At 65.6% G+C, this 23,000-nt stretch carries 23 protein-coding genes; 20 read left to right on the top strand and 3 right to left on the bottom strand.

What is annotated here, in order from left to right; genetic code table 11:
• Window positions 1-24: 24 nt before the first annotated feature.
• From NWE53_RS28460 to NWE53_RS28435, 6 genes are all read left to right on the top strand, one after another.
• Complete coding sequence (locus NWE53_RS28460) at window positions 25-903, top strand: branched-chain amino acid ABC transporter permease (protein WP_265055080.1); 879 nt, start codon at window positions 25-27, stop codon at window positions 901-903.
• Window positions 900-1,862 carry a branched-chain amino acid ABC transporter permease gene (locus NWE53_RS28455; RefSeq protein ID WP_265055079.1) on the top strand — a complete coding sequence of 321 codons (963 nt, stop codon included), beginning with the start codon at window positions 900-902 and terminating at the stop codon, window positions 1,860-1,862. The genes NWE53_RS28460 and NWE53_RS28455 overlap by 4 nt, the downstream gene beginning before the upstream one ends.
• Complete coding sequence (locus NWE53_RS28450; protein ID WP_265055078.1) at window positions 1,859-2,587, top strand: ABC transporter ATP-binding protein; 729 nt, start codon at window positions 1,859-1,861, stop codon at window positions 2,585-2,587. Before NWE53_RS28455 ends, NWE53_RS28450 begins: the two co-directional genes overlap by 4 nt.
• On the top strand, window positions 2,584-3,306 hold the full coding sequence (locus NWE53_RS28445; protein WP_265055077.1) for an ABC transporter ATP-binding protein: 723 nt from the start codon (window positions 2,584-2,586) through the stop codon (window positions 3,304-3,306). Before NWE53_RS28450 ends, NWE53_RS28445 begins: the two co-directional genes overlap by 4 nt.
• 61 nt (window positions 3,307-3,367) lie before the next feature.
• Entirely contained in the window at window positions 3,368-4,555 is a 1,188-nt protein-coding gene (locus tag NWE53_RS28440) for an ABC transporter substrate-binding protein (RefSeq protein ID WP_265055076.1), read from the top strand.
• A 71-nt stretch (window positions 4,556-4,626) separates the two neighbouring features.
• Entirely contained in the window at window positions 4,627-5,493 is an 867-nt protein-coding gene (locus tag NWE53_RS28435) for an isocitrate lyase/PEP mutase family protein (RefSeq protein WP_265055075.1), read from the top strand.
• Window positions 5,494-5,754: 261 nt separating this feature from the next.
• On the opposite strand, the gene NWE53_RS28430 is transcribed toward NWE53_RS28435, so the two are convergent.
• The gene (locus NWE53_RS28430) at window positions 5,755-6,216 is read right to left on the bottom strand and encodes a GntR family transcriptional regulator (protein ID WP_265055555.1); all 462 of its coding nucleotides are present in this window, start codon (window positions 6,214-6,216) and stop codon (window positions 5,755-5,757) included.
• On the opposite strand from NWE53_RS28430, the gene NWE53_RS28425 reads away from it, so the two are divergent.
• Window positions 6,186-7,247 (top strand): amidase, encoded by a 1,062-nt coding sequence (locus NWE53_RS28425; RefSeq protein ID WP_265055074.1) that lies wholly within the window; start codon window positions 6,186-6,188, stop codon window positions 7,245-7,247. The genes NWE53_RS28430 and NWE53_RS28425 overlap by 31 nt on opposite strands.
• A gap of 117 nt (window positions 7,248-7,364) precedes the next feature.
• On the opposite strand, the gene NWE53_RS28420 is transcribed toward NWE53_RS28425, so the two are convergent.
• Window positions 7,365-8,051, bottom strand: a complete 687-nt coding sequence (locus NWE53_RS28420) for a GntR family transcriptional regulator (RefSeq protein ID WP_265055073.1) — start codon at window positions 8,049-8,051, stop codon at window positions 7,365-7,367.
• Between the two features lie 226 nt (window positions 8,052-8,277).
• Here NWE53_RS28420 and NWE53_RS28415 point away from each other — a divergent pair, with 226 nt between their 5' ends.
• Together NWE53_RS28415 and NWE53_RS28410 are read left to right on the top strand one after the other, a co-directional pair.
• Entirely contained in the window at window positions 8,278-9,153 is an 876-nt protein-coding gene (locus tag NWE53_RS28415; protein WP_265055072.1) for an SMP-30/gluconolactonase/LRE family protein, read from the top strand.
• 44 nt (window positions 9,154-9,197) lie between these two features.
• Window positions 9,198-10,376, top strand: coding sequence for a Gfo/Idh/MocA family protein (locus tag NWE53_RS28410; RefSeq protein ID WP_265055071.1), 1,179 nt, complete (start codon window positions 9,198-9,200; stop codon window positions 10,374-10,376).
• Window positions 10,377-10,512: 136 nt separating this feature from the next.
• Here NWE53_RS28410 and araD read toward each other — a convergent pair whose 3' ends face one another.
• A complete protein-coding gene (gene araD / locus NWE53_RS28405) occupies window positions 10,513-12,249 on the bottom strand; it encodes an L-arabinonate dehydratase (protein WP_265055070.1) in 1,737 nt (578 codons plus the stop codon).
• A 316-nt stretch (window positions 12,250-12,565) separates the two neighbouring features.
• Between araD and NWE53_RS28400 the strand changes: the two genes are divergently transcribed.
• The 11 genes from NWE53_RS28400 (at window position 12,566) to NWE53_RS28350 (ending at window position 22,889) form a co-directional block, all read left to right on the top strand.
• Window positions 12,566-13,258: an amino acid ABC transporter permease gene (locus tag NWE53_RS28400; RefSeq protein WP_265055069.1), complete on the top strand. Its 693-nt coding sequence runs from the start codon at window positions 12,566-12,568 to the stop codon at window positions 13,256-13,258.
• Window positions 13,255-13,911 carry an amino acid ABC transporter permease gene (locus tag NWE53_RS28395; protein ID WP_265055068.1) on the top strand — a complete coding sequence of 219 codons (657 nt, stop codon included), beginning with the start codon at window positions 13,255-13,257 and terminating at the stop codon, window positions 13,909-13,911. The genes NWE53_RS28400 and NWE53_RS28395 overlap by 4 nt, the downstream gene beginning before the upstream one ends.
• A gap of 81 nt (window positions 13,912-13,992) precedes the next feature.
• A complete protein-coding gene (locus tag NWE53_RS28390) occupies window positions 13,993-14,748 on the top strand; it encodes a transporter substrate-binding domain-containing protein (RefSeq protein WP_265055067.1) in 756 nt (251 codons plus the stop codon).
• A 74-nt stretch (window positions 14,749-14,822) separates the two neighbouring features.
• Window positions 14,823-15,890: a sugar phosphate isomerase/epimerase family protein gene (locus NWE53_RS28385; protein ID WP_265055066.1), complete on the top strand. Its 1,068-nt coding sequence runs from the start codon at window positions 14,823-14,825 to the stop codon at window positions 15,888-15,890.
• A complete protein-coding gene (locus tag NWE53_RS28380; protein ID WP_265055541.1) occupies window positions 15,887-16,930 on the top strand; it encodes an NAD(P)-dependent oxidoreductase in 1,044 nt (347 codons plus the stop codon). The genes NWE53_RS28385 and NWE53_RS28380 overlap by 4 nt, the downstream gene beginning before the upstream one ends.
• Before the next feature lie 42 nt (window positions 16,931-16,972).
• Window positions 16,973-17,614 (top strand): bifunctional 4-hydroxy-2-oxoglutarate aldolase/2-dehydro-3-deoxy-phosphogluconate aldolase, encoded by a 642-nt coding sequence (gene eda / locus NWE53_RS28375; protein ID WP_265055540.1) that lies wholly within the window; start codon window positions 16,973-16,975, stop codon window positions 17,612-17,614.
• 291 nt (window positions 17,615-17,905) lie between these two features.
• The gene (locus NWE53_RS28370; RefSeq protein ID WP_265055539.1) at window positions 17,906-19,177 is read left to right on the top strand and encodes an ABC transporter substrate-binding protein; all 1,272 of its coding nucleotides are present in this window, start codon (window positions 17,906-17,908) and stop codon (window positions 19,175-19,177) included.
• A gap of 19 nt (window positions 19,178-19,196) precedes the next feature.
• Window positions 19,197-20,153, top strand: a complete 957-nt coding sequence (locus NWE53_RS28365; RefSeq protein ID WP_442865095.1) for a carbohydrate ABC transporter permease — start codon at window positions 19,197-19,199, stop codon at window positions 20,151-20,153.
• The gene (locus NWE53_RS28360) at window positions 20,146-21,012 is read left to right on the top strand and encodes a carbohydrate ABC transporter permease (protein ID WP_265055538.1); all 867 of its coding nucleotides are present in this window, start codon (window positions 20,146-20,148) and stop codon (window positions 21,010-21,012) included. The genes NWE53_RS28365 and NWE53_RS28360 overlap by 8 nt, the downstream gene beginning before the upstream one ends.
• A 9-nt stretch (window positions 21,013-21,021) precedes the next feature.
• On the top strand, window positions 21,022-22,128 hold the full coding sequence (locus NWE53_RS28355; protein WP_265055537.1) for an ABC transporter ATP-binding protein: 1,107 nt from the start codon (window positions 21,022-21,024) through the stop codon (window positions 22,126-22,128).
• Complete coding sequence (locus NWE53_RS28350; RefSeq protein WP_265055536.1) at window positions 22,125-22,889, top strand: SDR family NAD(P)-dependent oxidoreductase; 765 nt, start codon at window positions 22,125-22,127, stop codon at window positions 22,887-22,889. Before NWE53_RS28355 ends, NWE53_RS28350 begins: the two co-directional genes overlap by 4 nt.
• The last annotated feature ends 111 nt before the right edge of the window (window positions 22,890-23,000 follow it).

Raw genomic sequence — 23,000 nt, 5'->3', positions numbered from 1 at the left:
CCGACGGCTCGCAGGTCCGGCGCCATGACGGCCTCGATCATACAGGCCGTGCTCCTGTCGTTGAGCATCGCCGGCCTCTATGCCGCGGTGGCGGCGGGGCTGACGCTGACGGTCGGCGTGACGCGGATCATCAACTTCGCCCATGGCGAATTCGTCATGCTCGGCGCATTCCTGACCTATGGTCTCTATACCCGTTTCGGGGTCTCGCCCTGGCTCGGCATGCTCGCTTCCGGCGTGACGCTCGGGGCTTTCTCGATCCTGGTCTACCGGCTGTTCCTGGCGCGGGTGCTGAAGCAGGACGAGCACAACCAGCTCCTGGCCACGCTCGGCCTGTCGATCCTGCTGCTCAATATCGCGATCATCCTCTGGTCGCCCGATCCGCGCGTGATGCAGGCGCCGGCGCTGCTGCCGAGCCTGCAGTTCGCGGGAGTGACCGTGCCCGGCAACAACATCGTCGTCGCGCTGGTCGGGCTTCTGCTCTTCCTCGTGATGCTCGGCATCAAGAACCACACCCGCTACGGCACGCAGATGCGATTCGCGAGCGACGATCCCGTGCTCGCCATGCATGCAGGCATCAATGTCGACCGCATCTTCGAGCTGTCCTTCGTGATCGGCGGCGCGGCCGCGGGCCTGTCGGGCGGGCTGGTCGCGCTCGTGCTCTATGTCCAGCCGTCGGTCGGCGTCGACCTCGTCATCCGTGCCTTCGCGATCATCGCGCTCGGCGGTCTCGGCAACATTCCCGGCGCGCTCGTCGGCGCCGCGATCCTGGCGCTGGTCGAGGGGCTGATCGGCACCTTCGTTCCCGGCGGCGGCAGCTGGGGCTTCGGCGTCGCCTTCCTGATCCTGCTGCTCGTCCTGCTGGTGCGGCCGAGCGGGCTCTTCGGTCGGCAGGTGCAGGCATGAGCGGCCTCCTTCCCCGTCTCGGCCTCTATGTCGCGATCGCCGCGCCGCTGCTGCTGATCGCGGCCACGGACCGTCCCTTCCTGATCCAAGTCGCGATCGGGACGGCGATCTCGGCCATCCTGGCCCTGGCCTGGGACATCCTCTCGCGGACGGGACAGGTCTCGCTCGGGCATGCTGCGTTCTTCGGCATCGGCGGCTACGGCTCTGCCCTGCTGACGCCCCTGTTCGGCATGGTGCTCGGCTGGATCGCTGGCATCCTGGTCTGCGGGCTGGTGGCCGTGCTGCTCGGTTCGGTGACGCTGCGGCTGCGCCGGCTCTACTTCACCATCGCGACCCTGTCCTTCAGCCTGTCGATCCATGTCGTCATCCTCGTCACGCCGGGCATCACCGGCGGCTCGACCGGGATCATGCCGCCGGTCATCGCGGGCGGTTCGCCTCCGCTGCAGCTCGCCTTCATCACGGGCTGCCTCGTTGCGGCGGCCGTGGTCAGCGATGTCTTCCTCGGCCGCCGCTTCCGCCCGGCTTTCTTCATGATCCGCAACAATCCCGATCTCGCTGCGGCGTCCGGCGTGCCGGTGACGCGGCTGAAGGTGCTCGCCTTCGCCGTCTCGGGCATGGTCGCGGGGCTAGCAGGCGCCTGCTATTGCGGGCTCTACGGCTATGTGATCCCCGAGGACGTCTTCACGACGAACTGGAACGTACTGCCGCTGGCGGTGACGATCCTCGGCGGCATGGACACGACGCTGGGCCCGGTAGTGGGCGCGGTCGTGCTGCGCCTGCTCGAGGAGGTCGCGCGCCATTTCGTCGGCGGCGTCGGCTATCAGGTCGTCTACGGCGCCGTGATCATCCTGTTCATCGTCGGCATGCCGGAGGGGCTCGTCGGCTTCTTCCGCAACCGCCTGCGCCGCCGCTGGCCGCAGCCTGGAGAGCCCCAGGCCAAACCGAGGCTCGCATCGTGACCGCGCTCCGCATCGAGGGCTGCACCGTCGCTTTCGGTGGCCTGAAGGCCATCGACGACGTGACGCTCGCCATCCCGGCCGGAGCGATCACGGCGCTGATCGGGCCGAACGGATCGGGCAAGAGCACCTTCGTCAACATGGTCTCGGGCCAGATTCCGCCGCGCAGCGGGCGCGTCGCGCTCGGGGGCGAATCCATCACCGGCCTGCGGCCCGACCGGATCGTCCATCGCGGCCTGGCGCGGACCTACCAGGTTCCGCGCGTGCCGAAGGAATTGACGATCGAGGAGGTGATCGCGGTTCCGCTGCTCTATGTGAGTTCGCCTCGGCCGCTGCCGGGCGGAGCGAGCGATGTCTCCGAGCTCGCCCGCTATTGCGGGCTGCGGCCGGCGGTGACGACGCGCTGCGGCCAGCTCTCCGTCTCGGATCTGCGGCGGCTCGAGATTGCGCGGGCGCTGGCCTGTCGCCCCTCGGTGCTGCTGCTCGACGAGGCGATGGCCGGGCTCAGCCTGGAGGACACCGACCAGGTCATCAGCCTCGTCCGGGAGATCCACGCATCCGGTGTCACGGTGGTGGTGATCGAGCATGTAATGCGGATCATCGCCCGCCTGTGCGGCCACGCCATCGTGCTGAATCAGGGCCGGCTGCTCGCCGAAGGAGCGCCGGAGACGGTGCTGCGTGACGAGAGCGTGCGGGAGGCCTATCTCGGCAAGGGGTTCTCGCTGTGAACAGGTTCGAAGCCACGATCGAGCGGGCGGCTTACGGCGAGCTCACGGTGGTGCCGAAGCTCTCGCTTCATGTTTCCGGTGGCGAGCTGCTGGTGCTGCTGGGGCCCAATGGTGCCGGCAAGACGACCTCGCTGCGCGCGCTGGCCGGAACCGTCGATACGCTGCGCCGCAATCTGCGGCTCGATGGGCAGGACCTGTCGGGGCAGTCGCCCTGGCAGCTCGCCCGTTCCCGCATCGCCTTCGTTCCGGACGGAGCCCGGTGCTTCGCCAATGCCACCGTCGAGGAGAACCTGCGGGGTGCCTTCGAGGCGCTGTCGCCTCGCAGTGCCCATGCCGAAAGGCAACGGCTATGCGAGGTGGTGTTCGAGTTGTTTCCGGTGCTGCGCCAGCGCAGCGGCCAGCTTGCCGGCTCGATGAGCGGGGGCCAGCGACAGATGCTGGCTATCGGCCGCGCGCTGATGATCGAGCCACGGGTGCTGATGCTCGACGAGCCCTCCGCCGGACTGGCGCCGAAGCTGGTCGAGGAGCTGTTCGAGGCACTGGGACGGATCAAGGCGGCGAGCCGCTGCGCTATCGTGATGGCCGAACAGAACTTCGCCGCGGCAATAAGTGTCGCCGATACCTGCCTCGTGCTCGATGAGGGGCATGTCGCGCTGACGGGCACCATGCAGGAGGTCGCCGGCAACGAGAAACTCAGGATCGCCTACCTCGGATTGTGAACCGGGGAATCCAGGCCAATGCCTGCCGTCACGAGCAGGCCATTCACGGAGGGATAAGAGGATGTGGAGCAGGCTTAGACATCTTGCGGCCGGGGCCGTGCTCGCCGGGGCAGCGCTCGCCACGACGGCGGCGTCCGCACAGCAGCCGATCAAGATCGGCGTGCCACTGCCGCTGACCGGCGCGCTGGCCGGCGGTGGAACGCAGATCCTCTGGGGCATCCAGTACGCCACGAATGAGATCAACGAGGCCGGCGGCCTGTTCGGGCGCAAGATCGAGCTCGTCGTCGAGGACACGAAGGGCGAGGCCAACACGTCGGCCACCATCGCCGCGAAGCTCGCGACGCAGGACAAGGTCGATGCTTTCGTGGGCGGCTTCGGCAGCACATCGGACTTCGCGCTGCTCAACGCGCTGCAGCGCTACGAGCCGATCTTCGTCCATCCGGGCTCCTCCTCGGTTCGCCTGGAGGAGGGCTTCGGCAAGTACGACTGGTACTATCACGTCTATATCTGGGACTATCACCGCCAGAAGGCGGCGGTGAACTTCTTCAAGAGCATCCCCGGCGTGAAGACCCTGGCCATCGCCTATGAGGACAAGCTCTACGGCACCGACGGTGCAAAGTTCACGCAGCAATACGCCAAGGAGGCCGGGCTCGACGTCGTGATGAACGAGCCGTTCCGGGCGGGCACGCCGGATTTCTCGCCGATCCTGAACCGCGCCAAGGGGCTCAACCCCGATGTGCTCTTCCTGATCGGCTATTCCGGTGACAACATCCAGATCGCGCGCCAGGCCGCGCAGCTCGGCGTCAAGCCCAAGCTCCTCGTCACGCAGGGCGCGGGTGAGAAGCGCTCCGATCTCGGCACGGCCGGCGACAACGTCGTTGTCATCGATCTTTGGTCGGCCAAGCAGACCACTCCCGGCCTGGCGGAATGGGTGAAGAAGGCCGAGGCCAAGCGCGGCGGGGAGGTCGTGTCGAGCGCGGTCCAGGGCTATGTCGCGATGCAGACGCTGCGCGACGCGGCCAAGGCGGCAGGCTCCTGGGACCGGGCGAAAATCCTGGCCAATCTCGGCTCGATGACCTTCGACACGCCCTACGGCAAGGTCGCCTATACCGCCTCCGAGATGGGCGGCAAGCATCAGCTCATCACCGACAAGAGCATGATAGCCGTGCAGTACAAGCCGGATGGCGGGCAGGAGGTCGTCTGGCCGGCCGAGAAGGCCGCCGCCAAGATCACCTACCCGGCCCCGTAAGCGCTCGCGAGCGCGATCGCCCCGGCCGCTGCCCGGCGGCCGGGGCCTTCCTTCCGACGTAAGGATCCTCGATGCCCCAGACATTGTCCGAACGCTTGCGCCAGCCCGGCCTGATCGTCGCGCCCGGCGTCTACGACCTCGTCTCGGCGAAGCTCGCCGACCGGGCCGGCTTCGAGGCGCTGTACATGACGGGCTTTGGCGTCGTCGCCTCCCATCTCGGCTATCCGGATGCGGGGCTTGCGACCTATTCCGACATGGTCGGGCGCGTGCGGCAGATCGCCGAGGGCACGGCGACGCCTCTCATCGCCGATGGCGATACCGGCTATGGCGGCCTGCTCAATGTCGACCACACCGTGCGCGGCTATGAGGCGAGCGGCGCCCAGGCGATCCAGCTCGAGGATCAGGAATTCCCGAAGAAATGCGGCCATACGCCGATGCGGCGGGTCATCCCGCTGGAAGACGCGGCCCGGAAGATCAAGGTCGCCGCCCAAGCGCGGTCATCCGCCGCCTTCAAGATCATCGCCCGCACCGATGCCCGCACGGCCCATGGCCTCGATGAGGCGCTGCGCCGTGGCGAGGCCTTCCTGAAGGCCGGCGCCGACATCCTCTTCATCGAATCGCCCGAGACCAACGAGGAGATGGAACGCATCGGCCGCACCTTCGATGTGCCGCTGCTGGCCAATATGGTGGAGGGCGGGCGCACCCCGATCCTCGGCCGTGCCGAGCTGGAAGGGCTCGGATACAAGATCGCGATCTATCCGGTCGCCGGGCTGCTCGCCGCGGCGAGCGCTCTGCAATCGGTCTACACCCAGATCAAGGCGACGGGCTCGACGCAAGGCTGGGCAGGGGAGCTCTACCCCTTCGGCGAGTTCACCCGGATAATCGGCTTCGAGCGGGTCTGGGAATTCGAGCGTGATCATGCCGAGGAGGAAGTCTGAAGGCTGGACTTTCGATGCGAAGGCTCGGCCGATCGCACTCGTGCTGACCGATGTCGCGGCTGGCATGCCGATCTAAGCAGTCAGAGGCCACGTTGCGCCAGATCTCGATCGTCCGACCGTGCGCCGCGAATGGTTCACGGGATCGATTTTGGCCGCGACATATCACGCGGCAAGGTCTGCTTCCGGGCATTGTCTCAACGTCCGGACCTGGCGCAACTCAGCCAAATGGTGAGAGGGCTGCGGCATATGGGGTAGTGGACTTTATGGAATCTCCGTCAGCAGCCCGTGCTGCCCGGAGGTGCGCAGGAAATGCAGCAGGTCCGACAGCCCTTCGCCGAGCAGGGTCACATGCGAGCGCATCATCTGCGCCGCCTGCACGCCATCGCCCCGCACGATCGCCTCCATTACGCGCTCGTGCTCGGGGATGGACGAGTGCATCCGTCCGGGCTGGTAGGTGATGGTGCGGCGATAGGGTGAGATCTTGAGCGTCAGCCGCCGCAACTCGTCCTGCAGAATGCGGTTATGGCTCGCGGCGGCGATCAGCTCGTGGAAATCGAGATTGGCCGCATAGAAAGCCTCCGCGTCCTCCGCTCCGGCAGCCTCGGCGCAGGCTTGGTGCGCCGCCTGGAGCCTCGTCCGCTGTTCCGCAGCGCTCGAACATTCTCGTCCAGAAGGTCGAGAACGAGGGTGGCGTGATCTTCGGTAAGTCCGCCGTGCCGGAATTCGGCGCAGGCGGGCACACCTTCAACGAAGTCTTCGGGATGACGCATAATCCCTGGGATCGGAGCCGCTCCGCAGCCGGCTCGTCAGGCGGTGCTGCCGTGGCGCTCGCGACCGGGATGGCCTGGGTTGCGCATCGTAACGATCTCGGCGGCTCGCTGCGGACGCCGGCTAGCTTCTGTGGCGTCGTCGGCTTCCGCCCGAGTCCCGGTCGCGTCGCCCGCGATCCCGGCACGACGCCGGGCAGCCTGCTTGGCGCCGAAGGACCGATGGCGCGCAATATCGCCGATGCGGCACTCTTTCTCGACGCGCTCGCCGGCGAGAATGCCGATGATCCGATCTCCCTGCCGCGCCTGCCCGAAAGCTTCCTCTCGGCCGCTCTTGCGCCAATCAAGCCGCGCAAGATCGCCTTCAGTGCCGATCTGGGCATCACGCCGGTCGATCCGGAGGTTGCCGCGATCTGCCGGGCTGCTGCCGGGAAGCTGGCTGGGGAGGGCGTCATCGTCGAGGAGGCGCATCCGGATTTTTCCGGCGTGCATGAAACCTTCCAGACCCTGCGCGCCCATTTCTTCGCCGCCAGCCACGGCCAGAAGCTGCGCGACTATCCGCATATGCTGAAGCCGGAGATGATCTGGAACGTCGAGAAGGGGCTGAAGCTCGGCATGGCCGAGCTGATCGATGCCGATGCGAAGCGCGCCGAGCTGATCGTCCGGACGCTCGCATTCTTCGACGATTACGACCTGTTGCTGACGCCGGCGGCAATTGTTCCGCCGTTTCCCAACGAGCTGCCCTATGTCGAGGAGTGCGCGGGGCTGAAGTTCGAGACCTATATGGACTGGCTCGCCATAGCTTATGCCATCACGCTCACTACGGCGCCGGCCCTGTCCATGCCGTGTGGCTTCACCGCAGAGGGTCTTCCGGTGGGCATGCAGGTGGTGGCCCGGCCGCGGGGCGAGCTTGAGCAGCTTTCCTATGCGAGCTTCCTTGAAGAAGTTTTCGGTGTCGTCCTCGCGCGCCCAATTGCCCCCCGTTGAAGCTGCATTTTTCTGGGCATTGCCGATCCTGATTCAATAAAATCTCACGGGTCTTTATCGACGTGTCGCAGCGATTTCGTCCGAAAGCGCAATCGGTTGGCTCCTCTATGCTGGTGCTCACGCAGTCTTGAAATCACCGAACCGACGTCGATAGGTTTCGAGATAGGCTTCCCGCGATGGAATGATGTGGTCCACTGCAAGCCTGACAAGGTTCTCCCGGTCGGATGTCTCTAGATAGTGTACGATTTTTGCGTGTTCTTCGATTGCTCGCCGCAATAGCTTTGGATCACCCACCGTGAGCGAACGGGCGATATGTGCCTTAAGTGCAAAATGCTGTATGGCATCGGCGAGATGAGGGTTGCCGCAGGCCGCAAAGAAGGTCTTGTGGAACAGCAGATTGAGGCGGAACACATTGGCAAGGTCGCCGGCATCGGCGGCTTTGCTGTGCCGCTCCTGAATATCCTTCAGATGTTTGACGACATCGGGTTGAGCCGGCAGCGGGATCAGCTCGGCCGCTTTGCCTTCCAGCAGCTCTCGCACGGCGTAGATATTGATGACGTCTTCCGGCAGCAGGTCGCGCACGGTCGCGCCCTTGTTCTTCTGCCGAATGATCAGGCCGATGGTCTCTAGCTCCATTAGGACCTGTCGGATGACGTGTCGGTTGACCCCGAAGCGAAGTGCCAGCTCCTCCTCGATCAGTCGCTCTCGAGGCATGATGCGCCCGAGCGCGATGTCCTCTTCGAGCCTGTTAGTGATCGTGCGGGGGTCGGAAACCACCGCATCCTTCGCCTTCGCTACCGCCATGCCCCTCTCGCCATAATTCCCGCACCGTTCCTCACGAGGCGCGACGCACGAATTTCATTGCGCCAGAAAACAGTCTAGCACAGAACAACGGGCAATCAAGATAGTCTACAAAATCATCGACTGTATTGTTGACAATGTTTTGATCTGAAGCCAATTTGCTGAGCAGGATGTCGCAGCGGCGCGCCCACTAGCCGAAGACGCCGCCGACGATCGAGGAAGCAGATCGATGATCCTGAATGCCGACCTCCTCCTCGACGTGCGCGCCGAAACGGGCGAAGGCCCGGTCTGGAGCGTCGATACCCAATGCCTGTGGTGGACGGATATCCCGGGCAAACGCTTGCAACGGTTCGACCCCGCCAGCGGCGCGCACCGCATCTTCCCGATGCCTGGCCGCGTCGGCTGCTTCGCCCTGCGCGAGGCGGGCGGTCTCGTAATGGCCATGGAGCAGGGCTTCTGGACTTTCGATCCCGAGACCGGCGCGATTGCCCAATTATCCGCGCCCGAGGCGGGGCTTGCCGATCACCGGTTTAACGATGGGCGTTGTGACCCGGCGGGGCGTTTTGTCGCCGGTTCGATGAACGTGGCGCGGACGTCGTCTTCCGGACAGCTTTGGAGGCTCGATCCTAATGGCGACACGGTTCGTCTCGCCGGCGGCGTCACCGTCGCCAACGGCCTCGCCTTCAGCCCCGACGGCAAGCGCATGTACTGGGCCGACAGTCCGGCCGAGAGGGTCTATACCTTTGACTACGATCCGGGCACCGGCATGGCCAGCAACCAGCGTCTCTGGCTGGAGAAGGGCCCGGCGCCCGGCCGGCCCGATGGCGCGGCAGTCGATGCTGATGGCTGCTACTGGAGCGCGCGCTGGGTCGGCGGCGCCGTGGTGCGCTTCACGCCGGAAGGCAAGATGGACGGGATCATTCACTTACCCGTGAGCCGCGTGACGATGTGCGCCTTTGGCGGCCCGGATTTGCGGACGCTCTACATCACCACAGCGCGCGAGGGCATGACCACCGAGGAACTGGAGCGCGAGCCGCTGGCCGGCGGCATCTTCGTTGCCGAGCCCGGCGTCCAGGGCTTGCCGGAGCCAGCTTTCAAGGGCTGAGAGCCGTATATCCTAGCGCCCTGAGATCCACGAAAGGTGCCGCCATGCATGCCGCCGTCACGGAACTTCTCGGGCGCCGCGTCCGCCTCGGCCTTATCGGCGGTGGTGGTGCCTCTCTGATCGGCCCGGTCCATCGCATTGCGGCCCGCTTCGACGATTGCTTCGAGACGGTGGCGGGCGTGCTCTCGTCCAAGCCGGAGCGCGCGCTTGCCGAGGCGCAGGCGCTCGGCCTGCCGCGCGGCTATGCCGACATAGCGACCATGATCGCCGAGGAGGCGAAGCGGCCCGACGGCATCGATGCGGTTGCGATCATGACGCCGAACGACAGCCATCAGGCCTATGCCGAGATGGCGCTTGATGCCGGGCTCGACGTGATTTGCGACAAGCCCCTGACCAATGATTTGGAAAGCGCGCTCGCGCTGGTCGAGAAGGCGCGCTCGCGCGGGCTCGTCTTCAGCCTGACTCATAATTATTCCGGCTACCCGATGGTCCGCGAGGCACGCTGCGCCGTTGCCGAGAACGAGCTCGGCCCGCTCAGGATTGCCACCGTCTCCTATGTCCAGGGCTCGCTCGGCACGCGCGTCGAGGATAAGCCAGAGGCGATCTCGGACCGGCTGCGCTGGCGGCTCGATCCGGCGCGCGGGGGCTTGAGCCATGTCATGGGCGATATCGGCACGCATGCGCATCAACTGCTTTGCTTCGTGACCGGGCGACGGGTCGAGGCCGTGCTGGCCGATGTCGGCCCCGCGCTGCCGGACCGGGCGACGCATGACACCGCTTCGGTGATCTTGCGGCTCGAAGGCGGGGTGCGCGGTATGCTCTTCGCGACCAAGGCGGCGACTGGGGCCGAGAACGCGATATCGTTGGAAGCTTATGGCGAGGCCGGCGGACTGGCCTGGACGCAAGCGACGGCCAACGAATTGCGGGTGATGCGCAATGCGCGCCCGGCCGAGATTCGTACGCGCGGCCTGCCGACGCTACATCCCTATAGCCGTCGCGCGACGCGCATCCCGCCCGGTCATCCCGAAGCCTTCTTCGAAGCTTTCGCCAATATCTATTCAGATTTCGCTCTGCTGGTCGCGTCGCGGCGAGCCGGCAAGCCGGCCGATCCGTTCGCAATGCAGGCGCCGGGCGCAGTCGACGGAGCCGAGGGCTTGGCCTTTGTGGAGGCGTGCCTGGAATCGACCGCTACGGGCACCTGGGCCAAGGTGCCGCGGGTCTGAAAAGCCTCAACGTCATCCCGGCCGGAGCGTAGCGCAGACCCGGGATCCATGCCTGAATTGCGATTGGCTGCGTTCCGGCATGGATCCCGGGTCGACCTCCGGTCGCCCGGGATGACTAAGAGTGTACGATAAGCGCCTACGAGAACCGCGCTTCCGGATCGGGGATGACGCCCTGCTTCGCCAGGAAGTCGAGGTCGCAGCCTTCATCGGCCTGGAGCACGTGCTCGGAATAGAGCATGCCGTAGCCGCGCTCGTAATGCGGCGGTGGCGGAGTCCAGGCCTTGCGGCGCTCTTCCAGTTCCGCCTCGTCAACCAGCAGGTCGAGGACGCGGCCCTCTACATCGAGCGAGATCAGGTCGCCGTCGCGCACGAAGGCGAGGGGGCCGCCGACGCGGCTCTCCGGGCAGACGTGGAGGACGCAGGTGCCGTAGCTGGTGCCGCTCATGCGCGCGTCGGAGATGCGGACCATGTCGCGCACGCCCTGCTCCAGCAGCTTCTTTGGGATCGGCAGCATGCCCCATTCCGGCATCCCGGGCGCGCCGACTGGCCCGGCATCCTGCAGCACGAGTACGCTGTCGGCCGTCACCGGCAATTCGGGATCGTCGATGCGGGCGAGCATGTCCTTGAAGTTGGGGAAGACCACGGCCGGGCCTGTATGCTTCTGCAGTTTCGGATCGGCCGCGGCACGCTTGATCACGGCCCCGCGAGGGGCAAGGTTGCCGCGAATGACGACGAGGCCGCCGGCGCCGTAGACCGGGTTCTCGGAGGGCCGGATGACGTCGTCATTATAGACCTCAGCGCCCTCGATGTTCTCGCCTAGCGTCTTGCCGGTGACGGTCAGGCAGGAAAGGTCGAGATGGCCTTCCAGCCGCTTGAGCAGCGCGAGCAGCCCGCCGGCATAGAAGAAATCCTCCATCAGGTAGGAGCCGCTCGGCTGCACATTGCAGATCACCGGCACGGATTCGCTCGCCGCGGCGAAATCGTCGAGCGAGAGCTCGAGATCAAGCCGACGCGCCATCGCGATCAGGTGGATCAGCGAGTTGGTCGAGCCCGAGAGCGCCATGTCGGCGATGACTGCGTTGAGGAAGCTGGCGCGCGTCACCATCGCCTTCGGCCGCAGGTCCTCCCAGACCATCTCGACGATCCGGCGCCCGCACATCGAGGCCATTTGCGGATGGCGCGCATCGACCGCCGGGATCGAGCTCGCGCCCGGCAAGGTGAAGCCGAGCACGTCGACCAGGCTCGTCATGGTCGAGGCCGTGCCCATGGTGTTGCAGGTACCGGGCGAACGGGCCGTGCCCTCGCCGAAGGCACGCCAGGTCTTCTCGTCGATCTTGCCGGCGCGGAAATCGGCCAGCGCCTTCCAGGTGCTGGAGCCGGTGCCGAGATTCCAGTTCTCGCGGAAATGGCCGCGCAGCATCGCGCCCGCCGGCACGAAGATCGCCGGGATGTTCATCGAAGCAGCGCCCATGATCAGGCCGGGCGTGGTCTTGTCGCAGCCTCCTAACAGCACGACGCCGTCGATCGGATGCGAGCGCAGGATCTCCTCGGCGTCCATGGCGAGGAGGTTGCGGTATATGAGCGTGCTCGGGCGGACATAGGTCTCGCCGACGCTGAGCGTCGGCATCACCACCGGGAAGCCGCCCTCTTGCCAGATGCCGCGCTTGATCTCCTCGATCCGCTGCGGGAAATGCGTATGGCAGCTATTCAGGTCGGACCAGGTGCTCAGGATGCCGATCACCGGCTTTCCCTGAAAATCCTCGCTCGCATAGCCCATCTGCTTGGTGCGGTAGGATTTGTGGTTGCCGGGCTGGCCCGATGCGCCGAACCATTTCTGGCTCCTGAGGTCCTTGAGCTCAATTTTCCTGGTCATTCCGTGCCGTCGCGAGGTGAGGGAGGGCCGATGCGGCGGCGGGCCTGTTCGTCCCGGCGCGCCTGTCGCCCTGCCGCTTCGCTCATCGTCAGACCGGCCGGGCAGTCTCACTAAGGGCGTGCCTCTCGATATTGTCAACAAGATAGTTGACTATGATGGCACCATCAACGAAGCTGCCGCCAACAGAACAGGAGATGGCGCTTTGCAACGACCATCGGCTCGGGAGGAGGCGGATTTGCCAGGGACCGGCAGGGTAGCCGGTGCCGCTTCGCATGGCTGCACCCCGCCTATTTGCGCCGGCGCGTAAGGCGGGGCGATGTACGACCAGTATTTCGACTTCAGCTCGGTCTTCGCAGCGTTCGATCAGCTTATGGTCGGCTCCGCCCTGACGCTGCAACTGACCGTTCAGGCGGTCATTCTCGGCATGATCGTCGCGATCGTCGGCGCCTGGGCCAAGACCAGTGGCCCGAGCTGGGCCAAGGCCGTGGTCAATGTCTATGTCGAGGTGATCCGCAACACTCCGTTCCTGCTGCAGCTCTATTTCTTCTTCTTCGGCCTGCCGGCGCTCGGCTTCCGGCTGACGCCGAACCAGGCGGCGCTCCTGACCATGGTGATCAATCTCGGCGCCTATGCCACCGAGATCGTGCGCGCCGGTATCGAGGCGATCTCGCATGGCCAGACCGAGGCCGGCAAGGCGCTCGGCTTCCGGCCCCTGCAGATCTTCCGGCTGATCATCCTGCCGCCGGCCCTGCGCATCATCTACCAGCCGCTCGCCGGCCAATTCACCATGGTGCTGCTCGGCTCCAGCGTGGTCTCGGCGATCTCGGCGAACGAGCTGACCTCGGTGGCGAACTCGATCCAGGCCGCCAATTTCAAGACATTCGAGACCTATCTCGTCGTCACTTTCATCTACCTGATCATGGTGCTCGTCTTCCGGGCGCTGTTCAACGTCATCTACCTGCGCAGCTTCGGCAGCAACGGCCAGTGGCAGCGGGTCCCCGGCTTATGATCCGGGACCTCAACATCAACGATTTCATTTACATGCTGAGCGCCGCGCGCTGGACGCTGCTGCTCTCGGTGCTGGCGATCGCCGGCGGCGGCGTGGTCGGCGCCGGCATCCTGGCGGCAAGACTGTCGCGGCTGAAGCTCGTGCGCGCTGTCGCTTTCGGCTACATCCAGTTCCTCCAGGCGACGCCGCTGCTGATGCAGCTTTTTCTGGTCTTCTTCGGCGGCACGCTGATCGGCATCCGCTTCGATCCCTGGACCGCCGCGCTGATCGCCTTCAGCCTGCACGCCTCGGCCTTTCTCGGCGACATTTGGTACGGCAGCGTCGAGGCAGTGCCGCGCAGCCAGTGGGAGGGCGCATATTCGGTGGCGCTGACGCGGCCAAAAACTTTCCGGCTGGTGATCGCGCCGCAGGCGCTGCGCATCGCGATTCCGCCAACCGTCGGCTTCCTCGTCCAGCTGATCAAGGGCACCTCGCTCGCCTCGATCATCGGCTTCGTCGAACTCGTCCGCGCCGGGCAGTTCATCAACAACTCCACGCTGAAGCCGCTCTTCGTCTACGGTTTCGTAGCCTGCGTCTTCTTCGTGATCTGCTGGCCTTTGTCGAAGTGGAGTCAGAGCCTCGAGGCCCGGTTGGCCAAGGGCAACGCACGCTAGGCGAAACAAGAAAACAACGCCTTGGGACACGAAACGACGGGAGGACTAACAATGCTCAGGAAAGCACTTATCGGAGTCTCGATGGCCGCCGCCGCCATGCTGGCGACGGCATCCGCCAGGGCGCAGACGGTCGACGAGATCGTGAAGCGCGGCGAGATCGTCATCGGCATCGATCTCACCAACCCGCCTTGGGGCTTCCTCGACGAGAAGCAGGAGCCGACCGGGTTCGATCCTGCCTATGCCAAGCTCGTGGCCGATAAAATGGGTGTGAGGCTGAAGATCGAGCGGGTGAACAGCCCGGGCCGCATCCCCTTCCTGCAGAGCGGGCGCATCGACATGGTGCTCTCGACCCTCTCGATCACCGCCGAGCGCGCCAAGCAGGTCTGGTTCACCTCGCCCTACGCGCCGAACCCGCTGATCCTGATCGCCCCGAAGAGCACGCCCTTCACCTCGATGGCCGAGCTCAAGGGCAAGCGTATCGCGGTGCCGCGCGGCAGCCCGCAGGACATCACCGTGACGCGCGACGCGGTCGGCGCCGAGATCCTGCGCTTCGAGGACGATGCCAGCGTGCAGCAGGCGCTCCTGACCGGCCAGGCCGATTTCATCGGCGGCGGCCTTCTGACCCCGTCCGCGCTCAACAAGATGAGCCCGGGCAAGGACTATGAGGGCAAGTTCACGCTGAACGCCCTCTACATGGGCATGGCGGTGAAGAAGGGGAACGCCGACCTGCTGCAGTTCCTCAACACCTTCGTCTTCCTGACCAAGCAGAGCGGCGAGATCGACACGCTCACCCGCAAGTTCCTGAACGTGCCGGTCGGCGACCTGCCGGTGTTCTGAGCGGCGACGCTTCGCATCCATGACGATCACCCGGCGCGCTTAAGCGCGCCGGGTTTGCCACGAAAGACCCCGCCATGCGCACGATCAAGGGACCGGGCCTGTTCATCGCCCAGTTCATCGATGCCAACGAGCAGCTCTCGACGCTCGACGGCATGTGCGCCTGGGCGGCCGGGCTCGGCTTCAGGGGGCTGCAGGTCCCGACCTGGCAGAGCCACATGTTCGACCTCGCCAGGGCGGCCGAGAGCCAAACCTATTGCGACGAATTTCTGGGCACGCTGGCCAAGCACGGGCTCGAGCTCACCGAGCTGACCTGCCAGCGCCATGGCCATTTGCTGGCGGTCCATCCGGCTTATGACGCGACGGTTGACGGCTTTGCGCCGGCAGCGGTGCGGAACAAACCGGAAGCGCGGGCTGAATGGGCGAAGAACCAGCTCCTGCTTGCCGCCAAGGCGGCGCGCCGGCTCGGCGTCGACAGGATCGTCAGCTTCAGCGGCTCGCTGCTCTGGCCCTATTTCTATCCCTATCCCCCGGCGCCCGAGGGGCTGCTCGATGCAGGCTTCCGCGAGCTGGCGCGGCGCTGGCGGCCGATCCTGGACGCCTATGGCGCTGATGGCATCGAGCTCTGCTTCGAACTGCATCCGTCCGAAGACCTCCATGACGGCGCGACCTTCGAGCGCTTCCTGGCGCTCCTTGGCGGGCATCCGCGCTGCAACCTGCTCTATGATCCGAGCCATTTCCTGCTGCAGCACATGGATTATCTCGGCTTTATCGAGATCTACCATGAGCGGATCAAGGCCTTCCACGTGAAGGACGCCGAGTTCCGGATGTCCGCACGCAGCGGCGTCTATGGCGGCTACCAGGACTGGGCCAGGAGGCCCGGCCGCTTCCGTAGCCCCGGCGACGGGCAGATCGATTTCCGGTCGATCTTCTCGCTGCTCACCGCCCATGACTACGATGGCTGGGCCTGCCTGGAATGGGAATGCTACCTAAAGGAGCGTTATCGCGGCGCCGCCGAGGGTGCGGCCTTCATCGCCGATCACATCATCCCCGTGACCGAAGCAGCCTTCGACGCGCCGATGCGCCCGGCCGTCGACGAGGCGCGGATCGACGCCGTCCTGGGCCTGCGAAAGCCGCCGCGATGACGAAGCCGGTCGTAATGCTCGACCCGCATCCGCGCCTGCGCGAGCGCATTCTCGACGCCGGGCAATGGCGGCGCCTGAACGAGATGGCAGAGGTCATCGAGGATACGGCCGCGCCGATGTCCGACGCGGTGGTCGAGCGCTGGCTGCCGGAGACGGTCGCAATCATCGGCCAGGCGCCGCTGCCGGCCGAGCGGATCGCGCGGGCGCCCAAGCTGCGAGCGCTGATCAATGTCGAGGGCAATTTCTACCAGAACGTCGATTACCCTGCGTGCTTCGGGCGCGGCATCTCCGTGCTCTCGATCGCGCCCGCCTTCGCCGTTCCCGTGGCGGAGATGTCGCTGGCTCTTGCGCTCGATCTGGCGCGTGGCGTCACTGCCGCCGATGCCTCGATGCGTGCGGGCGGCGAGCTTTACGGCTCCGCCGGCAATGCCGGGGCCGTGCTGCTGAGCGGCGCGCGGGTCGGGATCATCGGCTACGGCAATATCGGCCGGGCGCTGCGCAAGCTGCTCGCCGGCTTCGCCGCGCATGTGCAGATCCATGACCCCTGGTTGCCGGACAATGTCCTGCGCGAGGAGCAGGCCGAACCGGTTTCGCTGGAGACGCTGCTCGCGACCTCCCAATTCATCTTCATCCTTGCCGGCGTGACCTCGGAAAACCAGGGCTTCCTTGGGCGCAAGGAGCTGGAGCTGATCGCGCCGGACAGCATCGTCGTGCTCGCGAGCCGGGCAGGTGTGATCGATTTCGATGCCTTCGCCGCGCTCGCCGATGCCGGGCGTTTTCGCGCCGCCAGCGACGTGTTCCCGACTGAACCTTTGCCCGCCGACAGCCTCATCCGCAGCAGCCGCCTGCTGCTCTCGCCGCACCGGGCCGGCGGCATGCCGGCGTCAATGCGCATGATCGGCGAGATGGTGCTCGACGATCTCGGCCTGATCCTGCGCGGCCTGCCGCCGGTGCGGCTCCAGCCGGCGCGGCGCGAGACCATCCTGAAGCTGCGCAGCCCGCCGGCACAGAGCTACCTCAAGCCCGCCGCGACGGCCTGAGCCGAACTCGTTTCCGTTCCCCAACCTCCTGAAAGTACTGCCATGACCAAGACCCTGCTTTCTGCCCTGATCGGCAAGGCCGCGCCGTTGATCCCGGTGCTCCATGTCGAGAATCCCGAGCATGCCGTGCCGCTAGCCGAGGCGCTGGTCAGCGCGGGCGTGATGGCGCTGGAGGTGACGCTGCGCACCGAGGCGGCCCCGGAGGTGATCGCGCGGATGCGCAAGGCCGTGCCGCAGGCGATCGTCGGCGCCGGCACTGTCACCAAACCCGAGCAACTGGCGAAGGTCCGCGATGCGGGGGCGCTCTTCGCTGTCAGCCCGGCGCTGACCGAGCGCCTCGCCCTGGCGTCCGAGAAGGTCGATATCCCGCTCGTCCCCGGCGCGGTGACGCCGTCGGAAATGCTGGCCGCGCGCGAATACGGCTTCCATGAGCTTAAGTTCTTCCCGGCCGACCTGATGGGCGGCACGGCGATGCTGAAGCACGTCCTGCCGCTCTATCCCGATATCCGCTTCTGCCCGACTGGCGGCATCAGCGACGGTAATGTCATGAGCTATCTCGAACTCGCCAATTGCTTCGCCGCCGGCGGCGCCTGGCTCGCCCCGCGCGATCTGATCGAGGCGGCGGATTGGGCTGAGATCAATGCGCGCGCCAAGCGCGCCGTCGCGGTGGTCGCAAAGGGCTGAATTCGGAGCGAACGCACGACTGGCCGCATGCCGTCATGCTCGCCCTTATGGCGAGCACCCAAGGCTTCAGGAGCGCGTTCGAGAGCCAGGACATGGATGGGCGGGACAGGTCGACCATGACGACAGGAGTTCCGTCGCCCAAATCATCAACCAAATTGTTGACAAGATTTTCAACAGTCTCTAGGAGTCGCGGCGAGAGAGATGAGTGCCGCCCTACCAGCCTCCTACGAGGGGCCGCAGGCCACGCGATGCAAGCGATGGCACCGAACCGAGGATTCTCAGGAGGACATCATGAAAGCATCGCTGTTCCGAACGACCGGCCTGGCGCTCCTCGCGGCCTGTCTCGTCCACGCGCCGGCCCAGGCCGAGCCTCGCCTGACCGTGATTTCGCAATGGAGCGCCGGTGCCGAGGGCGCCGCCATGGACGCGTTTGGCAAGATGGTGACCGAGAAGGGCGTGAAATGGGAGCATAGCCCCGTTTCCGGCTTCACCACCGACATGATGAACAAGCTGCGCGCCGACATCATCGCGGGCAAGCCGCCGGCCGCCTCGCAGCTCAAGGGGCCTGAGATCAAGGCCTGGTCGGCGATCGGCGCCACCGTCAACCTCAACGACGTCGTCAAGGCGACCGACTACGAGAAGAACATCTCGGCCGACCTCGCCAAGATCCACAAGCCCAAGGGCGACTGGATCGCGCTGCCGCTGCAGATCTACCGCGTCAACACGCTCTTCGCCTCGAAGAAGGCGATGGACAAGGTCGGTGCCACCGAATTGCCCAAGACCTGGGACGAATTCAACGCGCTTGCCGCCAAGATGGCCGCCGCCGGCATCACGCCCGTCGCCCATGGCGGCATCGGCTGGGCCGATGCGATGTATTTCGAGCTGACGCTCGCCGGCATCTCGGCCGACGCCTATCGCAAGTCGATCATGGAACTCGACGACAAGGCCCTGCGCGGGCCTGAAGTGCTCGCCGCCTTCAAGCAGCTTCGCCAGCTCACCAAATGGATGAGCCCGTCCAATGCTGGCCAGCACTGGAGCGTCTTCCTGCCGGCGCTGATGAAGGGCGACTACGGCTTCCTGATGATGGGCGGCTGGGCTTCCGGCGTGCTGAAGAAGGGCAATTTCGAGGAGGGCAAGGACTTCCTCTGCGGCCCGACTCCGAACAATACCGGCAAGCCGGTCTTCGATATGAATGCCGACGGCATGATCTTCTGGGACACGAAGAATGCCGATCTCCTCGCCGGCCAGAAGGCGACCGCCCAGGTGGCGATGAGCAAGGAATTCGCCAGGACCTTCACCCAGATCAACGGCTCGATCCCGGTCCGCACCGATATCGACCTGTCGGATGCCGGCTTCCAGGATTGCCAGCGCGACGCCGCCAAGAACCTCTCCGGCGCCATCGCCGCCAACCAGGCGATCATGAGCCTCGGCCACAACATGGCCCAGACCAGCCCGGTGACGGCGGCGCTGCGCGATGTGCTGACCGAGTACGTCCATAACGACAAGATAATGCCGGAAGAGGCCCAGAAACGCCTCGCCGACGCCGTCGACACGGTGCGCTGAGCCCTCGACCCGTATCGCCATGAACCAAACCGCCACAACGATGCAGGCGGGGCAGACGCGCCCCGCCCGGACGGCGCCGCGCCGCTCCTGGCTCAGCGACGTCCCCGATCTGCTGACCCGAATCGTCGCCGGGCTGATCGCGGCCGCGGCGGTGAGCTATGTCGTCGGCTTCACGCTCTGGACGGTGGTGATCTCATTCACGGATTCGACGCTGCTGCCCGAATACAGCTTCGTCGGCTTCAAGCATTATTGGGCGCTGCTGCGCAGCCGGATCTGGCAGGTCGCCTATTTCAACCTGACGATCTACGGACTTGGCTTCATCCTCGGCGCGACGGGCCTCGGCCTGCTGCTGGCGATCCTGATCGACCAGAAGATCCGCGCCGAGAACCTGCTGCGCACCATCTACCTCTACCCGATGGCGCTGTCCTTCGTCGTCACCGGCACGGTCTGGGCCTGGCTGCTCAACCCGACCATCGGCGTCGAGCATTTCGTCCGTAGCCTCGGCTGGGAGCAGTTCAATTTCGGCTGGCTCGTCGATCGCGACATGGCGATCTACTGCGTGGTGATCGCGGCGATCTGGCAGGCTTCCGGCTTCGCCATGGCGCTGTTCCTGGCCGGCCTGCGCTCGCTCGACGGCGATCTCTACAAGGCCGCCGCGATCGACGGCGCCGGCCCGTCCCGGATGTATCTGCGCATCATGGTGCCGGCGATCTGGCCGATCGTCGTCTCGGTCCTGGTCATCCTGCTGCAGACCGCGATCAAGACCTATGATCTAGTGCGAGCGCTCACCGCCGGCGGCCCCGGGATCGCCACGACGCTGCCCACCAATGTCGTCTACGACTACATGTTCCAGCGCGGCCTGATGGGCGCCGGCTCGGCCGCCGCCGTGATGCTGCTGCTCTCGCTGCTCATCGTCCTGCTGCCCTATGCGATCCTCCAGCGCATGCGCGGCGGCAAGGGAGGCGGCCTTGGTTGAGGCCCGTTCTCTTTCGACCCGCGGCAGCCGAATCCTGCTCTACGTCGTCCTGATCGCCTTCGCGGCCTTCTATCTGACACCGCTGATCGTGGTGATCCTGAACTCGTTCCGCAGCTTCCAGGAGATCACCCAGACTTCGGTGCTCGGCTTCCCCAGGGAGTTCCGGTTCGACAATTGGGTCCAGGCCTGGGGCTCCTACTGCATCGCCGGCATCTGCTCGGGCATCAGCCCGTATATGTGGAACTCGCTGCTGATCGCGGTCCCGGCGACGCTGATCTCGACGCTGCTCGGCGCAATGAACGGCTATTTGCTCTCACTCTGGCGCTTCAAGGGCGCCGGCCTGATCTTCGGCATCATCACCTTCGGCGTCTTCCTGCCGGCGCAAATGAAGCTGGTGCCCTGGGCGATCACGCTGCGCGACCTCGGCCTGTCGAACACGCTGAGCGGCCTTGTCCTCATTCATGTCGTGCAGGGCATGAGCTTCACCACGCTGTTCTGCCGCAACTATTATGTCAACGTGCCGAAGGACTTGATCAAGGCGGCGAAGGTCGACGGCGCTGGCTTTCTGCAGATCTTCTGGCGGATCATCCTGCCGCTCTCGCCGCCGATCCTGATCGTCACCGTCATCTGGCAGTTCACTGGCATCTGGAACGAATTCCTCTACGGCATCACCTTCTCGGAAGGCTCGGCTCGGCCGGTGACCGCCGCGCTGATGGCGCTGAGCGCCAACATCGCCCAGGCCCGTGAATACGGCATCGAAAGCGCCTCCGTGCTGATCGCCGCCCTGCCCACGCTGCTCGTCTACCTGTTCGGGGGCAAGTACTTCGTGCGCGGCCTGACGGCCGGCGCGGTCAAATAGGTCAAACCCATGTCAGCTCTCTCCGTCGAAAAGCTGCGCGTCCGCTTCGGCTCGGTCGAAGTGCTCAAGAGCGTCGATCTTGCCATCGAGAGCGGCGAGTTCATCGTGCTCGTCGGGCCCTCCGGTTGCGGCAAGTCGACCTTGCTCAACGTCATCGCCGGGCTCGAGCAGGCCAGCGACGGGCGCATCGGGATCGGCGGCCGAGAGGTCACCGGCGTCCCGCCCAAGGACCGCGACATCGCCATGGTCTTCCAAACCTACGCGCTCTATCCGGCCATGACCGTGCGCGGCAACATCACCTTCGGCATGGAGTGCCGCGGCATTCCCAAGCCCGAGCAGAAGGAGGCCGTCACCCGTGTCGCCAAGCTGCTCCAGATCGAGCATTTGCTCGATCGGCGGCCGGGCCAGCTCTCCGGCGGCCAACGCCAACGCGTCGCGATGGGCCGGGCGCTGGTGCGCGACCCCGTGCTCTTCTTGTTCGACGAACCGCTCTCCAATCTCGATGCCAAGCTGCGCGTCGAGATGCGCATGGAGATCAAGCGCCTACACCAGCGCATCGGCACCACTATGGTCTACGTCACCCATGATCAGGTCGAGGCGATGACGCTGGCGACGCGCATTGCCGTGATGAATGGCGGCGTGATCCAGCAATTCGCCGATCCGCAAACGATCTACGATCAGCCGGCCAATCTCTTCGTCGCCCGTTTCATGGGCTCGCCGCCGATGAACGCGCTGCCCGCCAAGCTTGTCGCGTCGGGCGGCGAGATCGCGGCCATGGTCGGGCCGGACGCCACTACCGCCGTGCCGCTGCCGAATGCGACCGCGGCGATGAAGGACTGGGTCGGCCGCGACGTCGTGCTCGGCATACGGCCGGAATGCATCACGCTGTCCGGCGATGAGCAGCCGGCCAGGCCTGCTTCCAGCCTGCCGGCGACGGTCGAGATGATCGAGCCGACAGGCGCCGAGACCATGGCGCTGATCCGCGTCGGCCAGAGCGAGATCATGGCCCGGATGCGGCCGGATGCGCGCCCGGCCGTCGGCTCGGTCGCGCACTTCGCCATCGACACCGCCAAGGCCTGCCTGTTCGACCCCAAGACCGAAAGCCGGATCGCATGACGCCTCGCGGACATTATCCCGACCTCGCCGGCCGCGTGGTTCTGATTACCGGCGGCGCCTCCGGCATCGGCGAGGCGCATGTCCGTGCCTTTGCCGCGAGTGGCTGCAAGACAGCCTTCATCGACAAGCAAGAGGAGGCGGGCAGGACTCTCGAAGCCAGCCTGCGCGGCGAAGGCGCGAACGTCCTCTTCGTCGCCTGCGACCTCCTCGACATTGCGACGCTCGGCACGGCCATCGACCGCGTCGGCGAGAGGCTCGGGCCGGTGCACGGACTGATCAACAACGCAGCCGTCGACCAGCGCCACGACATTGACGCCATGCAGCCGGACGATTTCGACTGGATGATGAACGTCAACCTGCGCCATGCGATCTTCGCGGCGCAGCGCGTGCTGCCGCAGATGCGCGGCCTTGGCGGCGGCTCGATCGTCAATACCACCTCCGTCGCCTGGATGCGCGGCATCGCCAATGTGCCGCTCTACAGCGCCGCCAAGGCGGCGGTGATCGGCTTCACCAATTCGCTGGCACGCGCCGCCGGACCTGACCGTATCCGCGTCAACGCGATCGCGCCGGGCTATGTCGCGACGCCGCGTCAGCGGGCGCTGTGGCACGATGCGGAGGCTGAGAAGCGCACCATCGCCCTGCAATGCCTGCCCGATGCGATCGAGCCGCAGGACATCGCCGAAACCGCGCTTTTCCTGTGCTCGGACGCGGCACGGATGATCACCAAGCAGTGCCTCACCATCAACGGCGGCTCGCTCTAGCCACGCCTGGCGCGCAACCGGCTAAGGTTTAAGTTTATTCGCCAATATTGTTGACAAAAAAGTTGATGATGACAGGATCGCCGGAGGTTGAGCGGCTTCTCGCCGGACACG

Source organism: Bosea sp. NBC_00550 (genome assembly GCF_026020075.1).
Lineage (GTDB): Bacteria > Pseudomonadota > Alphaproteobacteria > Rhizobiales > Beijerinckiaceae > Allobosea.
The sequence above is the reverse complement of the archived record's forward strand: the minus strand, read 5'-3'. Positions and strand labels throughout refer to the sequence as shown.

Excerpts from the sequence above, each read along its gene's own strand:
- NWE53_RS28455 (WP_265055079.1), top strand. The coding sequence starts at position 900 with ATGAGCGGCCTCCTTCCCCGTCTCGGCCTCTATGTCGCGATCGCCGCG.
- NWE53_RS28400 (WP_265055069.1), top strand. The coding sequence starts at position 12,566 with ATGTACGACCAGTATTTCGACTTCAGCTCGGTCTTCGCAGCGTTCGAT.
- NWE53_RS28385 (WP_265055066.1), top strand. The coding sequence starts at position 14,823 with ATGCGCACGATCAAGGGACCGGGCCTGTTCATCGCCCAGTTCATCGAT.
- NWE53_RS28440 (WP_265055076.1), top strand. The coding sequence starts at position 3,368 with ATGTGGAGCAGGCTTAGACATCTTGCGGCCGGGGCCGTGCTCGCCGGG.
- NWE53_RS28435 (WP_265055075.1), top strand. The coding sequence starts at position 4,627 with ATGCCCCAGACATTGTCCGAACGCTTGCGCCAGCCCGGCCTGATCGTC.
- NWE53_RS28415 (WP_265055072.1), top strand. The coding sequence starts at position 8,278 with ATGATCCTGAATGCCGACCTCCTCCTCGACGTGCGCGCCGAAACGGGC.
- NWE53_RS28380 (WP_265055541.1), top strand. The coding sequence starts at position 15,887 with ATGACGAAGCCGGTCGTAATGCTCGACCCGCATCCGCGCCTGCGCGAG.
- NWE53_RS28350 (WP_265055536.1), top strand. The coding sequence starts at position 22,125 with ATGACGCCTCGCGGACATTATCCCGACCTCGCCGGCCGCGTGGTTCTG.
- NWE53_RS28460 (WP_265055080.1), top strand. The coding sequence starts at position 25 with ATGACGGCCTCGATCATACAGGCCGTGCTCCTGTCGTTGAGCATCGCC.
- NWE53_RS28420 (WP_265055073.1), bottom strand. The coding sequence starts at position 8,051 with ATGGCGGTAGCGAAGGCGAAGGATGCGGTGGTTTCCGACCCCCGCACG.
- NWE53_RS28355 (WP_265055537.1), top strand. The coding sequence starts at position 21,022 with ATGTCAGCTCTCTCCGTCGAAAAGCTGCGCGTCCGCTTCGGCTCGGTC.
- araD (WP_265055070.1), bottom strand. The coding sequence starts at position 12,249 with ATGACCAGGAAAATTGAGCTCAAGGACCTCAGGAGCCAGAAATGGTTC.
- NWE53_RS28370 (WP_265055539.1), top strand. The coding sequence starts at position 17,906 with ATGAAAGCATCGCTGTTCCGAACGACCGGCCTGGCGCTCCTCGCGGCC.
- NWE53_RS28410 (WP_265055071.1), top strand. The coding sequence starts at position 9,198 with ATGCATGCCGCCGTCACGGAACTTCTCGGGCGCCGCGTCCGCCTCGGC.
- NWE53_RS28395 (WP_265055068.1), top strand. The coding sequence starts at position 13,255 with ATGATCCGGGACCTCAACATCAACGATTTCATTTACATGCTGAGCGCC.
- NWE53_RS28365 (WP_442865095.1), top strand. The coding sequence starts at position 19,197 with ATGAACCAAACCGCCACAACGATGCAGGCGGGGCAGACGCGCCCCGCC.
- NWE53_RS28390 (WP_265055067.1), top strand. The coding sequence starts at position 13,993 with ATGGCCGCCGCCGCCATGCTGGCGACGGCATCCGCCAGGGCGCAGACG.
- eda (WP_265055540.1), top strand. The coding sequence starts at position 16,973 with ATGACCAAGACCCTGCTTTCTGCCCTGATCGGCAAGGCCGCGCCGTTG.